This is a genomic window from Streptomyces sp. NPDC045022 (assembly GCF_056432605.1).
In genome coordinates this window covers 298416-313624 of the sequence record NZ_JBWKIR010000009.1, presented here as the reverse complement: position 1 = coordinate 313624, position 15209 = coordinate 298416, and the positions used below count along the sequence as shown (strand labels likewise).

18 protein-coding genes are annotated in these 15209 nt (G+C 73.2%); 14 read left to right on the top strand and 4 right to left on the bottom strand.

The features are described 5' to 3' along the window. Positions 1 to 58 precede the first annotated feature (58 nt). On the top strand, positions 59 to 829 hold the full coding sequence (locus AC07C1_RS19115) for a globin domain-containing protein (RefSeq protein ID WP_478940388.1): 771 nt from the start codon (positions 59 to 61) through the stop codon (positions 827 to 829). Between the two features lie 7 nt (positions 830 to 836). On the opposite strand, the gene AC07C1_RS19110 is transcribed toward AC07C1_RS19115, so the two are convergent. Then, complete coding sequence (locus AC07C1_RS19110) at positions 837 to 1748, bottom strand: helix-turn-helix domain-containing protein (RefSeq protein ID WP_478940386.1); 912 nt, start codon at positions 1746 to 1748, stop codon at positions 837 to 839. A 168-nt stretch (positions 1749 to 1916) separates the two neighbouring features. On the opposite strand from AC07C1_RS19110, the gene AC07C1_RS19105 reads away from it, so the two are divergent. Continuing rightward, positions 1917 to 2960 carry an NAD(P)-dependent alcohol dehydrogenase gene (locus AC07C1_RS19105; RefSeq protein WP_478940384.1) on the top strand — a complete coding sequence of 348 codons (1044 nt, stop codon included), beginning with the start codon at positions 1917 to 1919 and terminating at the stop codon, positions 2958 to 2960. A gap of 355 nt (positions 2961 to 3315) precedes the next feature. On the opposite strand, the gene AC07C1_RS19100 is transcribed toward AC07C1_RS19105, so the two are convergent. After that, on the bottom strand, positions 3316 to 4149 hold the full coding sequence (locus tag AC07C1_RS19100; protein ID WP_478940382.1) for a serine hydrolase domain-containing protein: 834 nt from the start codon (positions 4147 to 4149) through the stop codon (positions 3316 to 3318). A gap of 123 nt (positions 4150 to 4272) precedes the next feature. On the opposite strand from AC07C1_RS19100, the gene AC07C1_RS19095 reads away from it, so the two are divergent. The 3 genes from AC07C1_RS19095 (at position 4273) to AC07C1_RS19085 (ending at position 6380) form a co-directional block, all read left to right on the top strand. Beyond that, positions 4273 to 4584 (top strand): DUF6412 domain-containing protein, encoded by a 312-nt coding sequence (locus AC07C1_RS19095; protein ID WP_478940381.1) that lies wholly within the window; start codon positions 4273 to 4275, stop codon positions 4582 to 4584. Between the two features lie 97 nt (positions 4585 to 4681). After that, a complete protein-coding gene (locus AC07C1_RS19090) occupies positions 4682 to 5395 on the top strand; it encodes a YidC/Oxa1 family membrane protein insertase (RefSeq protein WP_478940380.1) in 714 nt (237 codons plus the stop codon). 127 nt (positions 5396 to 5522) lie between these two features. After that, positions 5523 to 6380: a fumarylacetoacetate hydrolase family protein gene (locus AC07C1_RS19085; RefSeq protein ID WP_478940378.1), complete on the top strand. Its 858-nt coding sequence runs from the start codon at positions 5523 to 5525 to the stop codon at positions 6378 to 6380. Between the two features lie 80 nt (positions 6381 to 6460). Here the strand turns inward: AC07C1_RS19085 and AC07C1_RS19080 are convergent, their stop codons facing one another. Continuing rightward, positions 6461 to 6961 (bottom strand): heme-degrading domain-containing protein, encoded by a 501-nt coding sequence (locus AC07C1_RS19080; RefSeq protein WP_478940377.1) that lies wholly within the window; start codon positions 6959 to 6961, stop codon positions 6461 to 6463. Next, entirely contained in the window at positions 6961 to 8034 is a 1074-nt protein-coding gene (locus AC07C1_RS19075) for a Gfo/Idh/MocA family protein (protein ID WP_478940375.1), read from the bottom strand. Before AC07C1_RS19075 ends, AC07C1_RS19080 begins: the two co-directional genes overlap by 1 nt. Positions 8035 to 8082: 48 nt before the next feature. Between AC07C1_RS19075 and AC07C1_RS19070 the strand changes: the two genes are divergently transcribed. The 9 genes from AC07C1_RS19070 (at position 8083) to AC07C1_RS19030 (ending at position 15163) form a co-directional block, all read left to right on the top strand. Further along, complete coding sequence (locus AC07C1_RS19070; RefSeq protein WP_478940373.1) at positions 8083 to 9507, top strand: ROK family transcriptional regulator; 1425 nt, start codon at positions 8083 to 8085, stop codon at positions 9505 to 9507. Between the two features lie 185 nt (positions 9508 to 9692). Beyond that, positions 9693 to 10049, top strand: coding sequence for a hypothetical protein (locus AC07C1_RS19065; protein WP_478940372.1), 357 nt, complete (start codon positions 9693 to 9695; stop codon positions 10047 to 10049). A gap of 30 nt (positions 10050 to 10079) precedes the next feature. Then, positions 10080 to 10361, top strand: coding sequence for a hypothetical protein (locus AC07C1_RS19060; RefSeq protein ID WP_478940371.1), 282 nt, complete (start codon positions 10080 to 10082; stop codon positions 10359 to 10361). A gap of 129 nt (positions 10362 to 10490) precedes the next feature. Then, positions 10491 to 11432 carry a hypothetical protein gene (locus tag AC07C1_RS19055; RefSeq protein ID WP_478940369.1) on the top strand — a complete coding sequence of 314 codons (942 nt, stop codon included), beginning with the start codon at positions 10491 to 10493 and terminating at the stop codon, positions 11430 to 11432. 263 nt (positions 11433 to 11695) lie between these two features. Next, positions 11696 to 11827 carry a hypothetical protein gene (locus AC07C1_RS19050; protein WP_478940368.1) on the top strand — a complete coding sequence of 44 codons (132 nt, stop codon included), beginning with the start codon at positions 11696 to 11698 and terminating at the stop codon, positions 11825 to 11827. A gap of 77 nt (positions 11828 to 11904) precedes the next feature. After that, complete coding sequence (locus AC07C1_RS19045) at positions 11905 to 12684, top strand: HAD-IIA family hydrolase (RefSeq protein ID WP_478940366.1); 780 nt, start codon at positions 11905 to 11907, stop codon at positions 12682 to 12684. 126 nt (positions 12685 to 12810) lie between these two features. Beyond that, positions 12811 to 13359, top strand: coding sequence for a hypothetical protein (locus tag AC07C1_RS19040; protein ID WP_478940364.1), 549 nt, complete (start codon positions 12811 to 12813; stop codon positions 13357 to 13359). An 8-nt stretch (positions 13360 to 13367) separates the two neighbouring features. Further along, positions 13368 to 14039 carry a class F sortase gene (locus AC07C1_RS19035; protein ID WP_478940363.1) on the top strand — a complete coding sequence of 224 codons (672 nt, stop codon included), beginning with the start codon at positions 13368 to 13370 and terminating at the stop codon, positions 14037 to 14039. A 92-nt stretch (positions 14040 to 14131) separates the two neighbouring features. Beyond that, positions 14132 to 15163, top strand: a complete 1032-nt coding sequence (locus AC07C1_RS19030) for a glycoside hydrolase family 6 protein (RefSeq protein WP_478940361.1) — start codon at positions 14132 to 14134, stop codon at positions 15161 to 15163. The last annotated feature ends 46 nt before the right edge of the window (positions 15164 to 15209 follow it).

The following is a 15209-nucleotide window of genomic DNA, read 5'->3' as shown; positions in this document are numbered from 1 at the left end:
AGCGAACGGCCCACCGGAGCAGCAGCTTCCGGCGGGCCGTTCGTGTTTGTGTGCACCCATGACGGCTCACACGGTCGAATACATCCGTTACCGCGTTCCCGAGCAGCAGTCGGCGGAGTTCCTGTCCGCCTACACCCGAGCGGCAGCCCAGCTGGCCGCGGCCCCGCAGTGCGTCGACTTCGAGCTGGCCCGCTGCGAGGAGGACCCCGAGTCCTTCGTCCTGCGGATCACCTGGACGTCGACGGCGGACCACCTGGAGGGCTTTCGCAGGTCCGAGCTGTTTCCGCCGTTCTTCGCGGAGATCAGGCCGTACGTGGAGAACATCGAGGAGATGCGCCACTACCGGCCGACGTCCGTGCGGGGCACGGGTGCGGCGATCCCGACCCTGCACGACTGGGCGGGCGGCGCCGCGGCCTTCTCCCGGCTGACCGAGGTCTTCTACGAGAAGGTGGTCAAGGACGACCTCCTCGCCCCGCTCTTCGCCGGACTGCCTCCCGAGCACGCCGAGCACGTCGCCCTCTGGCTGGGCGAGGTCTTCGGCGGGCCGGCCCGCTACTCCGAGACCCAGGGCGGCCACGGGCACATGGTCGCCAAGCATTTCGGCCGCAACATCAGCGAGGCCCAGCGCCGCCGGTGGGTGAACCTCATCCAGGACGCCGCCGACGAGGTGGGCCTGCCGACGGACGCGGAGTTCCGCTCGGCGTTCGTGGCCTACGTGGAGTGGGGGACACGGCTGGCCGTGTACTTCTCCGGCCCGGACGCCGAACCGCCCGCCGAGCAGCCCGTGCCGAAGTGGACGTGGGGAGCGATGCCGCCGTACCAGGGGTGACGCGTGGTCAGGCCGACGGTACGGCCCTGGTCGCGTCCGTGCCCCAGCTGGCCAGCAGCCGCAGGGAATCCGCCGACGGGGAACCCGGCTCCGCGTGGTACGTCACCAGCGACACGTCCGAGTCGCCCGCGAGGCGGAAGCCCTCGAAGTTCAGGGAGAGATCGCCCACCAGGGGGTGGTGCAGGCGCTTGACGCCGTGGCTCTTCTCCTTGACGTCGTGGGTCGCCCACAGGCGGCGGAACTCGTCGCTCTTGACGGAGAGTTCACCCACCAGGGCGGACAGACGAGGGTCGTCCGGGTAGCAGCCCGCGTCCATGCGCAGGGCACAGACGATGTCGATCGCCTTCTGCTCCCAGTCGACGAACAGCTCGCGGTAGTCGGGACGCAGGAAGACGAGCCGGGCCCAGTTGCGGTCGGCGGGCGGCAGCTCCGACCAGTCGCCGAAGACCGCCGCCGCCATCCGGTTCCAGGCGAGGATCTCCGCGCGGCGCCCCACGATGTACGCGGGCACGCCGTCCATGGTGTCCAGCAGCTGGCGCAGGGGCACCCGCACCTGCTGCTGCCGTGTCGCCGGCTTCTTCTTGTGCGACTTCGGCTTGGCCAGATGGGTGAGGTGGGCGTGCTCGGCGTCCGTCAGCCGCAGGGCGCGGGCGATCGAGTCCAGCACCTCCGCCGAGACGTTCCGTCCGTTGCCCTGTTCCAGGCGGGTGTAGTACGCCACCGACACCCCGGCCAGCTGGGCCAGCTCCTCGCGGCGCAGCCCCGGCACCCGGCGGTGCCGGCCGAAGTCCGGCAGGCCCACGTCCTCCGGCTTCAGCCGGGCCCGCCGGCTGCGCAGGAACTCGCTCAGCTCGGCCCGCCGGTCCAGGGGCCGTCCGGGGGCCGCTGCCGCCTGCGGCTGTTCGTCCCTGCTTTCCATACGTCCAGTATTCCTGGTCGTACGCACCCGAGCCTGACCCCGCCAGTGGTAGGCACAGCGGTCGTACGCAGAAGCGTGGACTGGGTGGCGCGCGGAATTCGCGGCACGCTGGAAGAGTGCCCGGCCGGAACGCGACCGGGCGTCGAACCCTGCTAGGAGAACCCCGGCATGACCACTGTTGCTGCGTACGCCGCGCCCGCGCCGAAGGCCCCGCTGGAGCGGACCACCATCGAGCGGCGCCCGGTCGGCGACTTCGACGTCCTGATCGACATCAAGTTCGCCGGTATCTGCCACTCTGACATCCACCAGGCCCAGGACGGCTGGCGCCCCGGCATCTTCCCCATGGTCCCCGGCCACGAGATCGCGGGCGTCGTCTCCGAGGTCGGCCCCGGTGTGACGAGGTTCGCCGTCGGTGACCGGGTGGGTGTCGGCTGCATGGTCGACTCCTGCCGGGAGTGCGACAACTGCAAGGCCGGCCTGGAGCAGTACTGCTCCACCGGCGGCACCGTCTGGACGTACAACGCCGTCGGCAAGGACGGCGAGCCCACCTACGGCGGCTACTCGGAGAAGGTCGTCGTCGACGAGAACTACGTCGTCCATATCCCCGACGGCCTGTCGCTGGACGAGGCCGCGCCGCTGCTCTGCGCGGGCATCACCACGTACTCCCCGCTGAAGCACTGGAACGCCGGACCCGGCAAGAAGGTCGCCGTGGTCGGGCTGGGCGGTCTCGGCCACATGGGCGTCAAGATCGCGCACTCGCTGGGCGCCGAGGTCACCGTGCTCTCCCAGTCCCTGCGCAAGAAGGACGACGGCCTCAAGCTCGGTGCCGACCACTACTACGCCACCGCCGACCCGCAGACCTTCGAGGAGCTGGCGGGCACCTTCGACCTCATCCTCAACACCGTCTCGGCCCCGCTCGACTTCGCCGCGTACCTGTCCCTGCTGCGCACGGACGGCACCATGGTGAACGTCGGTCTCCCCGAGGAGCCGGTGCAGATCGTGCTGCAGTCGCTGTTCGGCGACCGCCGCAGCCTCAGCAGCTCGGGCATCGGCGGCATCGCCGAGACCCAGGAGATGCTGGACTTCTGCGCCGAGCACGGCCTGGGCGCGGAGATCGAGCTGATCAGCGCCGAGCAGATCAACGAGGCGTACGAGCGGGTGCAGGCGAGCGACGTCCGCTACCGCTTCGTCATCGACGCGTCCACGATCTGACTCCGCCCGGCCGGGACGGACGGTGCGGGGCGCGGGATGCCAGGTGCGCGGAGCACCGTCGCGCTGTCGGCCGTCCGCCGGCCGCGGGCCGTTCGTGGCCGCTCGCGCAGTTCCCCGCGCCCCTTCGGTCCGCCGGTCCGCCGTACGTCCGGCCGGCTCACCGCACCCGCTCGCGCAGCGCCGCCACGCTCACCGCTCCCACCGCCGCCAGGCCGCCGACACCGGCAGGGCGTCGCAGCCGGGGGCTGGCAGGGTGTGCGCGGAGACGCGTTCGGCCAGGTGCTCGACCGCAGGGCCACCGCGAAGTTTCGGCGCGGACCGGAGCGCGGCTCGCTGCCGGCCGGCGCCGGGCGTCTCAGGCGGGCGAGCCGCTGCCGCGGAGGACATCGATGCCGGTGCGATCCGTCCGCTCCGGATCACCGTTGAGCCGGTGGACGACCACCCACGCGCCGTCCGCCATCGCTCCGGCGAAGAGCGAGGCGTGCCGGGTCGCACCGTTGTGCCAGTGCAGCGGGCCGGTCGTGCGCCACGAGGGCGCGGGATCGCCCAGCCGGCGCTCGACGACCAGCCGGACGAGCAGGTCGGCGACGGCGCGCGGGGTCGCCCACAGGCCGCCCGCCGGAAGTATCGCCCCGGTCATCGTCCAGGGCCTGCGGGGCCGCCCGAAAAGCCCCGGGGCGAGCAGCCGACGGGCCGCGGCCGGGCGTGCGCTCACCTCATGGACGTCCAACGGCCGCAGGACGTGCTCGGTGACCAGCTCCTCGTACGACGCGCCGGCCGCGCCCGCCAGCGCCTCGCCGAGCACGGCGTAGCCGAGATTGGAGTACTCCTCCTCGCGCCCCGGCGGGCGCACCGCCAGACCGTCCAGCCGGCCGAGCAGCCGGTGCAGAGCGGCCCGGTCGAAGGCGGCGTACGGGTCGCGGCGGGTGGTGCCGGGCGGCAGGCGCGGGAGGCCGGAGGTGTGCTCGGCCAGCTGCCGCAGGGTGATCCCGGTGCCGGGAGCCGCGGGCAGCCAGCGCTCCACGGGGTCGTCGGCCTCGAGGACGCCCGCGGCGGCCATCCGCATGAGCACGGTGCCGGTGAGCACCTTGGTGAAGGAGCCGATCTCGACGAAGCGGTCCACCGCATGGCCGTCGGCGACCCGGGGCGCAGCGGTGTCGCTCAGGACGCAGGTGGGGACGCGGTGCACGAGGGACCTCCGGTGGGACGGACGGATGACGGCGGCAAGGCAGTGCCGGTCAGGTGCACGTTCCCGCCCGTCAGGTATAAAGGGCAAACGTATAACGGCAGTTGACGCGGAGGGAGGGGACCGGTGATCCGCAGGCTCGCGTGTTCCCGCCGTCTCGCGCCGCTGCTGCTCCTGCTGCTGCCGGTCTTCCTGCTCGACACCGGCACCGTCTCCGCGACCGTGACGCTCGCCGCGACCGCCGCGGCCGGCTCCGCGCTCCTCCTCTGCGCCCTGCTGACCGCGCGTTCCGCGCCCGCCGTGCCGCCCACCCGGGTGCGCACGGCCCTGCGTGACCGGGCCCGGCGTACCGCCTTCCTGCCGCAGCGCGATCCCGACGCGCCCGGCCGGCGACGGCCCAGGGCACCCGGGCAGGCCCTTCCGGCGACCGCCGTGTAGGGCACGTCCTCCCGCACACAGCACGTGACCCCGCGCGGGTCGTCATGCCGATCTCTCCTTCGCTTCCGGCACGACGAGACCCCCGGAGGGCTCACCCATGTCCGTCTTCTCCGTCTTCGCCCACCTGGTCGAGCAACTCGCCGACCTGCTGACACCGCTCTTCCACGCCTCCGCGGCCGCCGTCGCGATCGTCCTGTTCACCGCCCTCGTGCGACTCCTCGTCCACCCCTTGTCGCGGGCCGCCGCCCGCGGCCGGCGGGCCCAGGCCGCGCTTCAGCCGAGGGTGGCCGAGCTGCGCGCGCAGCACGCCGACGACCCGGAGCGGCTGCGGCGGGCGGTGCTGGAACTGCACGCCGAGGAGAAGGTGTCTCCGCTGTCCGGCTGCCTGCCCGGACTGCTCCAACTGCCCGCCTTCTTCCTCCTCTACCGCCTGTTCTCCGGTGGCGGTGCGGGCAACGACCTGCTCACCCACCGGCTGTTCGCGGCGCCGCTCGGCGGCCGGTGGGCCGACGCGCTCGCCGACGGCGGGGTGTTCGGGCCGGCCGGGCTCGTCTACCTCGGGCTCTTCGCCCTCGTCGGGGCCGTTGCCGCCTTCACCTACCGCCGGACGAAGCGGATGACGGCGAAGAACCCGGTCGCCGGCGCGGCCGGGGCGGAGCGGTTGCCCGGCCTCGGCGCGGTCAACCAGGTCATGCCGCTCCTCTCCTTCGGCACGCTCGTCACCGTGGCCGTCGTACCGCTCGCGGCGGCGCTGTACATCGCCACCAGCACCACGTGGAGCGCGCTGGAGCGGGCCGCCCTGTACCGGTAGCAGCGGTGGTTGCGGTCCAGTAGGTGAACAGGGTCTTGCGGAGTGGACGGCGGGATTGGAGGATCAGCCAGTCCTCCGATGGCTGCACCCATCGGTCGGGCGCCCGCGAATGAGGGAGATGGTGACCATGAAGCTGCTGCGAGTCGGCACGGCTGGGGCGGAGCGGCCCGCGCTGCTCGACGCCGAGGGGACCCTGCGTGACCTGTCGGGCCTCGTGGACGACGTCGACGGCGCGCTCCTCGCCGACGACTCCGCGCTCGGCCGGGTACGGGCGGCCGCCGAGACCGGCGAGCTGCCCGCGCTGGACGCGGCGGGACTGCGGATCGGGCCGCCGCTCGGCCGCATCGGCAAGATCGTGTGCATCGGGCTCAACTACCACGACCACGCCCGCGAGACGGGCGCCGAGCCGCCTTCCGAGCCGGTCGTCTTCTTCAAGGCGCCGGACACCGTCGTCGGGCCGAACGACACCGTGCTGGTGCCGCGCGGCTCGGTGAAGACCGACTGGGAGGTCGAACTCGCCGTCGTCATCGGGCGTACGGCCCGCTATCTGGAGTCGGCCGAGGAGGGGCTCGCGCATGTCGCCGGGTACGCCGTCGCGCACGACGTCTCCGAGCGGGAGTTCCAGATCGAGCGGGGCGGGACCTGGGACAAGGGCAAGAACTGCGAGACGTTCAACCCCCTGGGGCCGTGGCTGGTGACGGCCGACGAGGTACCGGACCCGCAGGGTCTCTCCCTGAAGCTGTGGGTCAACGGGGAGCTGAAGCAGGACGGGGCGACCGCCCAGCAGATCTTCCCCGTGGGGGAAGTGGTGCGGTACGTCAGCCACTTCATGACGCTGTATCCCGGGGACGTCATCAACACCGGTACCCCGGCGGGGGTGGCGATGGGGCAGCCCGAGCCGAAGCCGTATCTACGGGCCGGGGATGTGGTCGAGCTGGAGATTCCGGGGCTCGGCCGGCAGCGGCAGGAGCTGAAGGACGCCTGAGGGGCGGGGGCGCGGGGTGGGGCGCGCGTGCCGGTCCGTCGTGGCCGGTCGCGCACTTGCCCAGCGCCCCTGTTCGTCGGCTACGCCTCCAGGAATTGCTCCAGGGCCTCGACCACGAACCTGTGGTCCTGCAGCTGGGGCAGGCCGGAGACCGTGACCGAGCCGATGACGCCCACGTTCTCGACGTTGATCGGGAACGAGCCGCCGTGGGCCGCGTAGGCGTCGGGGTCGAGGCGGGAGGAGTCCTCGAACGTCGTGCCCCTGGCCCGGAAGCGGGCGCCGACCAGGTAGGAGGAGACGCCGTAGCGCTCCACCACCCGGCGCTTGCGGACGATCCAGGCGTCGTTGTCCGGGGTGGAGCCCGGCAGGGCCGCGTGGAAGAGCTGCTGGCCGGCGCGGTGGATGTCGACGGCGACCGGCGCCTGGCGCTCCCGGGCCAGCTCCACCAGCAGGGAACCGAGGGCCCACGCGTCGTCGTAGGTGAACTGCCGGAAGACCAGGCGGCGTTCCTGCGCCTCCAGCTCCTCCACGCTCGGGGTGATCTCCGGGGCGAACTTCGGGGTGATCTGCCGGTGGGACATCAGAGGGTCACCGTCACCTTGTCCCGGGCCGACGTGCGGGCCGCTTCCAGTACGTCGAGGGCGGCGGCCGCCTCCAGCGCGGTCACCGGGTTGGGGCCGGTGCCGGCCAGGGCGTCGGCGACGGCCGCGTAGTAGGCGGGGTAGGCGCCCGGCAGGGTCGGCACGGGGGTGCCGCCGCCGGTCAGCGGGGACTCGCCGGAGCCGATACGGCCCCACAGGGACTGGTCCTCCACGCCCCAGTCGGGGGTGGTGCCGGGGCGGCTGCCCTCGCGCAGGGCCGCCTCCTGCGGGTCGAGACCGTGCTTCACATAGCCCGCGCGCGAGCCCAGCACCCGGAACCGCGGACCGAGCTGGGCGGTCGTCGCGGAGACGTAGAGGTGGGAGCGGACGCCGTTCGCGTGGGTGAGCGCGATGAAGGTGTCGTCGTCGGTCTCGGCGCCGGGGCGGCGGATGTCCGTCTCGGCGTACACCTCGGTGACCGGGCCGAAGAGGACCAGGGCCTGGTCGACGACGTGGCTGCCGAGGTCGTAGAGCAGACCTCCGATCTCTGCCGGGTCACCGGACTCGCGCCAGCCGCCCTTGGGCTCCGGGCGCCAGCGCTCGAAGCGGGACTCGAAGCGCCAGGTCTCGCCGAGCGTGCCGTCCGCGAGGAGCCCGCGGAGGGTCAGGAAGTCGTTGTCCCAACGGCGGTTCTGGAAGACCGACAGCAGCAGGCCGCGCTCGTCGGCGAGGGCGGCGAGGCCGCGTGCCTCGGCCGCGGTGCCGGCGACCGGCTTGTCCACGACCACCGGCAGGCCCGCCTTGAGGGCGGCCGTGGCCAGCGGCACATGCGTCTTGTTCGGGGAGGCGATCACCACCAGGTCCAGCTCGTCCGCGCGGCCGAACAGCTCCTCGGGGGTGGCGGCGAGCGTCACGTCCGGGAACTCGGCGCGGGCCTGCTGCTGCCGGTCCGGGTTGGAGGTGACCACGGTGTCCAGGACGAGGCCCTCGGTGGCGGCGATCAGCGGGGCGTGGAAGACGGAGCCCGCGAGACCGTAGCCGATCAGGCCGACGCGGAGGGGAGTAGCAGTCATGCGTCCTACTTTCGCAACGCTGTTGCCAAAGTGCAAGCGGTGGGGAGAATGGGTGGCGTGAACAGGACGAGGAGCGGCGGGTCGACGGGTGCGAATCTGGGCGTGGTGCGCAGCCACAACACCGCCCTGGTGCTGGGGCTGCTGCGCGGCGCCGGGGGCGAGGGCATCAGCCGCCTGGAGCTGGCCGAGCGCACCGGGCTGACCCCGCAGGCCGTCAGCAAGATCACCGCGCGGCTGCGGGAGGAGGGTCTCGCGGCCGAGGCCGGGCGGCGGGCGTCCACCGGGGGCAAGCCCCGGACCGTGCTGCGGCTGGTGCCGGAGGCGGGGCACGCGGTGGGGGTGCACCTCGACCGGGACGAACTGCGGGCGGTCCTCGTCGACCTGGACGGCGCCGTGGTGGGGGAGCGGCGCGCTGAACTGGACCTGGGCGCGGGGGCGGAGGCCGTGCTCGCGGTGGTGGGAGAGGTCGTCGAGGGCCTGGCACGGGACACCCTGGGACCGGCCGCCGGCCGGGGGGCCGCGGGCACGGGTGGGCTCGGCGGTGCTGGGAGGCCGGCGGGTGCTGGTGCCACTGCTGGGCCGGTTGGTGCTGGTGGGGTCGATGGCCGAGTAACCCCTGGTGGTGTCAGGGGGCCGGTCGGCGGGCCTGTCAGTGCTGGTGGGCTCGGTGATGGCCGAGGGACCTCTGATGGCCATGGGCCCGCCGGTGCTGACGAGGGGCTCGGCGCTGGCCGGGGGCTCGGCGGTGGCCGCGAGGTCGGCGGCGGTGGCGGGGGTCTTGCCGGTGTCCGCTCGCTGCTGGGTGTGGGGGTGGCGCTTCCGGGGCCGCTGGATCACGAACGGGGGGTGCTGCACCGGGTCACCGGGTTTCCCGAGTGGGACGGCTTCCCCCTGCGGGACGCGCTCGCGGAGCGGTTGGGGGTGCCGGTCGTGGTGGACAAGGACACGAACGCCGCCGCTCTCGGGCTGTCGGTCGCGGGTGAGGAGGGCGAGGGCGGGTCCTTCGCGTATCTCCATCTCGGTACGGGCCTCGGGGCCGGGCTGGTGATCGGCGGGAGCGTGCACCGGGGGACGCGGACCGGGGCCGGGGAGTTCGGGCACCAGGTTCTCCAGCTGGACGGGCCGGCCTGTGAGTGCGGCGACCGGGGATGCGTGGAGGTGTTGTGCCTGGGAGCCGTGGAGCGGGGCGAAGTGGGCGAGGCCGCGCGGGTGCTGGGGGTGGCGGCCGGGAACCTGGTGGGGCTGCTGGACATCGATCTGGTGCTGCTCGGGGGGCGGACGGTCGCAGCGGCACCGGAGATCTACGTGAACGGGGTGGCCGGGATCCTTGCCGCCAGAGCGCTGCGGGAGGGGGCGCCCGGCGGGAGCGTGCCGGTCCGGGTGGCTCCCGGTGGTGAGCGGGTGGTGGCGGAGGGGGCGGCGCAGTTGCTGCTGGCACCGCTCTTCGGACGCGCGGAGGCTGAGGTCGCCTGACGCCGGGCGGCCGAACCCCCGACCGGCCGTGACCGCACCCGGGCACGACCCGGAAGGCCTCCAGGACCCGGAGGTGGAGTGAGCATGTCGAGCACGGGGAAGGCTGGGTACCCGGCATCCCCGGCTTCCCTCCTCGCCGGGGTTCGAACGTCACCGTCCGTCGTCGCCGCAAAGGAAGGCATGCGATGCATTCGAGCAAGCGGGGAATGGCCGTCGGCCTGCTCGGGGCCGCCGCGCTGTGCCTCTGGTCCCCGGCCCACGCGTTCGCCGGCACCGGGGCTGCCCCGGATCCGGGCAGGTACTGCGGAACGGACCGGGCGACGGGGCTCGCGGTATGGGCCGGCCGGACCGAGTCCTGCGCCACCGCCCTGCGGGTGGCGAGCGCCTATACCAAGGCCGCGTCCGGCGCCGGAAAGGCGCCCGTCACGGTGCGCGCCGGCGGAGCCGCCTGGACGTGCCGGGAGCGGCAGGGCGACCCGAACCCCTACCAGGAATGCGTCGACTCGAGCGACGGCAGCCGCCGGGTCACCCTCTCGTCCTGACCCGGCCCCTTCTCCCACCGGAGGCCGAACATGGTGTTCACACGTCCGCCGGCGATCGCGGTCGGTGCCGCGCTGTTCCTCGCTCTCCCCGCGACGGCCCACGCCGCGCCCGTCACCACCGACGACGCGTGCGGCAGGGCCGTGGCGGCCGCCGAGCAGGCGGAGCAGGACTACGAGGTCTGCAAGAAGGAGCTGCGGGACAGGATCGCGGACGGCGGGCACCCGGACCGTTCCGAGACGCAAGCGCTCGCGGAGGCCGAGGCGAAGCGCGACACAACGGCCTCCCAGACCCAGCGCGTCTGCGGACCCTGACCAGCCGGCTGACCGAGTGGACCTGACCGGCCGGCTGACCGAGCGGACTTGACCGTCGGCTGATCGAGCGGACTTCCCGCCGCCTGCGGAGTGGCGCCCCCGCCCCCGTGTCCGGCCCGGCATGATCATGTGTTCATGCGACTGTGCCCGTCCCTGTCCCTCTGCCTAGCCGCAGCCGCCGCTCTCGTGCCCGTGTCCTCGCCCGCCGCCCACGCGGACGCGGCCTCCTTCTGCGCGGGAGGATCCGGCGACCGCGGGTTCCCGCTGACCACCCGCATTCACGGCGGTCCCGGCTCCTACGAGGCGGGCGGCGGCTACGGCACCTGGTACATCGACCTGACCAACACCACGGGCCGCACCTGCACCGACATCCACCCGGTCGTCGTCCTCACCGACGAGAAGCGCACCCTGAAGCCGGACCAGCCGAAGCTGGAGTTCTACGACGGACCCCGCACCCGCCCCGTGGCGTTCGAGAGCACCGACGAGCAGGAACTGGTCGGTGTGCTCGACGGGGCCGGGTTCGGCGGGTTCACCGTGCCGCCCGGCAGGACCGTCAGCGTCAAGGTCAGGCTCGCGGTCACCTCCGACGCCGTACCCGACCAGGTCACCGCCAACACCGCCGTCGTCCAGCGCAGGGGCCGGGACGGGGACTGGGTGGGCGAGTCCAACGCCTACCGGTTCGGGATCGACGAGGACGCACCGGACGCGTACGCGACACCCGGCGCGGAGGAGACACCGGGCGCGGACAGGACCCCCGGCGCGCAGGAGACACCCGGTTCGGACGGAACGCAGGACGCCGACGGGACGCAGACCACCCCGTCCGGCAGCCCGGGGGCCACGCCCGGCACCGCCACTCCGGCCACCTCCCCGCCCTTCGCGCAGGAGGTGCAGGAGGCGCAAGATGCGCAGGACGCCGGGGAACGGGCCGGCGAGGCGGGGCGTACCGGCCCCGGACCGGCCCACGAGCTGGCGCGTACCGGCCCACGGCCGGCCCACGGCCTGCTCGCGGCCGTCGCCGCCCTGCTCGCCGTGGGCGGTGTCGCGTTCCTGCTGACCCGCAGACGCCACTGAGGCGCGGACCGCGGTACCACAGGCGTCACCCGCCTGCGACGATCCGTGCGTGGACCAACGGGTCCAGCCCGAACGTCGCCCCGGCCGGAACCGGAGCCCCAAGGCCGACAAGGGCGAGATACGGCGGCGGGTCGCCGAGGCGCTGGAGATCACCTACTACCGCCAGGAGTCCCGTACTACCGCCAGGAGTCCCGCAGCGGGGCGAGGTCCTCGTCTCCTACGACGGCGGCAACCCGGTGAGTGTGCGGACGTACACCGCCGGCGTGCCCTCCCGCACCGAGACCGTCACCGTCCAGGTCCCGGCCGGGGCGACCAGCGTCCGCGTCCGCGTCCGCTGCACCGGCGGCAACTACTGGTACTGGGTGATCGACGGGGTACGGATCACACAGTCCTGACTACGCTGGGGGCGTCGGTACGCCGTGGTTCCGGCGCCCCCGCTTGTCGACCGTACATACGCCAGGAGACGCACAACATGGCAGACCGCAAGCCCATCGAGTCATGGCTCACCGACATGGACGGCGTCCTGATCCACGAGGGCGTGCCGATCCCGGGCGCCGACGCCTTCCTGAAGAAACTGCGCGAGTCCGGACGGCCCTTCCTGGTGCTCACCAACAATTCCATCTACACCGCCCGTGATCTGCACGCCCGGCTGCGCCGGATGGGCCTGGACGTGCCGGTGGACAACATCTGGACCTCAGCCCTGGCCACCGCCCAGTTCCTGGACGACCAGCGGCCCGGCGGCAGTGCCTACGTCATCGGCGAGGCGGGCCTGACCACCGCGCTGCACGACATCGGCTACGTCCTCACCGACCACGAGCCCGACTTCGTGATCCTCGGCGAGACCCGCACCTACTCCTTCGAGGCCCTGACCAAGGCCGTCCGCCTGATCAACAACGGGGCCCGGTTCATCGCCACCAACCCCGACAACGTCGGCCCGTCCATCGAGGGCGACCTGCCCGCCACCGGCTCGGTCGCCGCCCTGATCACGGCCGCGACCGGCAAGAAGCCGTACTTCGTCGGCAAGCCGAACCCGCTGATGATGCGGGCCGGCCTGAACGCGATCGGGGCCCACTCCGAGACCTCCGCGATGATCGGCGACCGCATGGACACCGACGTGCTCGCGGGCCTGGAGGCCGGGATGCGCACCTTCCTGGTGCTCAGCGGCGTCACACAGCCGGACGACGTCGACCGGTACCCCTTCCGCCCCTCGGAGGTCGTCGACTCCATCGCGGACCTGGTCGACCTGGTCTGAGCCACCGGGCCGGGCCGCGCCCGCGCACCCGACCGAAACCCGGTCACCCGTTCGGAGCAGCGGAGCGGCCCCCGAGGATGCGGGGGCGCTCCGGCGGGGGGAACCTCCTGGTACTGGAGGTTCACGATGGGCTCTGTACGCCTCACTCTCTGTACCGGAATCCTGGCCGTGGCCGCGCTCGCCCCGCCGGCCCACGCGGCGGACGGCGGTTCGGTCACCGTGACCCCCGCGTCCCCGGCGCCGGGCGCGGATGTCACCCTGCGGGTCAGCGGCTGCACCGGCGTGCGGGGCACCGCCGCCTCGGCCGCCTTCGTCGCCGACGCCCCCCTGACCGGCGGCCAGGGCACGCTGGCCGGTGAGACCCGGGTCCGCTCCTCCCTCCAGCCGGGCACCTACGAGGTGAAGATCACCTGCTCCGAGTATGTGATCACCGGCCGGATCACGGTCGTGGACCAGGGAGCCGGGCAGTCCGACCAGTTCATCCGGCCGCCCTCCGGCTCCGCGTCGCCCGTCGCCCCGGTCGCCGCGGGCGGCGGTGGCACCGCGCACTTCGCCACGGTGGCCACCACCGGCTCCGGTCCGGGCAGCCTCCAGGCGGTGACCGGTCTCGCGCTCGCCGGGATCGCCGCGGTCGCCGTCGGCTTCCGCACCCGCCGGAGCCGTGGTACGCGCTGACACCCGCCATGACCGACGACCGCGAGCGCGCCACCGGCACCGGGCGGCTCATCACCGGCCTGGCCTGGGCTGTCCTGCTGCTCGGGCTGTGGCTGTGGGGGCGCGGCGTGACCGGCGTACCGCCGAGCCCGGAGGGACCCACCACGGGTGACGTGCTCGCCATCGGCCGCCCCGCCGGCCCCGAGGGGCTGCCGCGCCCGGCGCGGCCGCTGGGCGCCGCGCGGCCCCAGCGCATCGACATCCCCCAGCTCGGCGTCACGGCTCCGGTGGTGGCCCGCGGACTGGACGTCCAGGGCGCCGTCGACCCGCCGCCCTTCGACCAGCCGGGCGTGGTCGGCTGGTACGGCTCCGGCACCGCGCCCGGCGCCGCGGGGGCGGCCCTGATGGTCGGACACGTCGACACCGAGACCCGGCCCGCCGTCTTCTACAAGCTCAGCACCCTCGAACCCGGCGAGACGGTCCGGGTGATCCGCTCGGACGGGCGGATCGCCGTGTTCACCATCGACGACGTCCGTGTCCTGCCCCGCGACGACTTCGACGCCCGGCAGGCCTACGGCCCCCACGAGCCGGGCCGCGCCGAACTGCGCCTGATCACCTGCGGCGGCACCTTCGACCGCGCCAGCCGCACCTACACGGCGAACGTGGTGGTCTCCGCCTACCTCACCGGCACCGGCCGCTGACCCTCGTCCCCCCTCCCGCGCGGCCTCGTGACGGCCGCGGTGGATATGCCAGGATTGGCACCCGGACCAGTGCGCGCCCAGGGGGGAATCGCATGTACGACAGCAGGTGGGCCCGGTCTTCGGCAGGGGCACGGACACGGGCGACCGCGGCGGTGCTGGGGGCGGCACTCCTGGTCGCCGGATGCTCCTCTCCGGGCGGGGACGGGGACCCGGAACCGGCGGCCCGGATCACCCAGCAGCCCAAGTCCGCCGACCCGTTCTGGGTCAACCCGGACGGCAACGCGGCCCGCCAGGTCGCCGCCTCGGTGAAGGCAGGCAGGGAGGCGGAGGCCGAGCAGATCCGGAAGATCGCCGAACAGCCGGTGGGGGAGTGGATCGGCCCGGAGAACCCGGAGCAGGAGGCCCGCGGCTTCACCGAGGCCGCCCAGAAGTCCGACCGCACGGCCCTGCTCGTCCTCTACAACATCCCGCACCGCGACTGCGGCCAGTACTCGCGGGGCGGCGCCGCGGACGGCAACGCCTACCGTGCCTGGCTCGACGGGGTCGCCCGGGGCATCGGCGACCGCTCCGCCACGGTCGTCCTCGAGCCCGACGCCGTCCTGCACCTCGTGGACGGCTGCACCCCGGACGAGTTCCACGAGGAGCGCTACGACCTCCTCAACGGCGCGATCGCCAAGCTCAAGTCGCTGAAGAACACCAAGGTCTACCTGGACGCCGGAAACGCCGGCTGGGGCCACCCCGACCAGATCTTCCAGCCCCTTCAGCGGGCCGGCGTCGCCCAGGCCGACGGCTTCTCCGTCAACGTCTCCAACTTCTATTCCACCGAGGACTCCATCGCCTACGGCAAGCAGCTGTCGGCGAAGGTGGGTGGCAAGCACTTCGTCATCGACACGAGCCGCAACGGCAACGGGCCCTACACGGGCGGCGACGCGGCCCGGCGCTGGTGCAATCCGCCCGGCCGGGCCCTGGGGGACACGCCGACGACGAAGACCGCGGACCCGCGGGCGGACGCCTACCTGTGGGTGAAGCGGCCGGGAGAGTCCGACGGGCAGTGCAAGGGCGGGCCGAAGGCCGGTCAGTGGTGGGCGAGTTACGCGCTCGCGCTGGCCAGGGCGAGCAAGTGATCCGGCGAGTCCTCGTCCCACCCGTCGTGCTCGGGTCGTGAGCCGT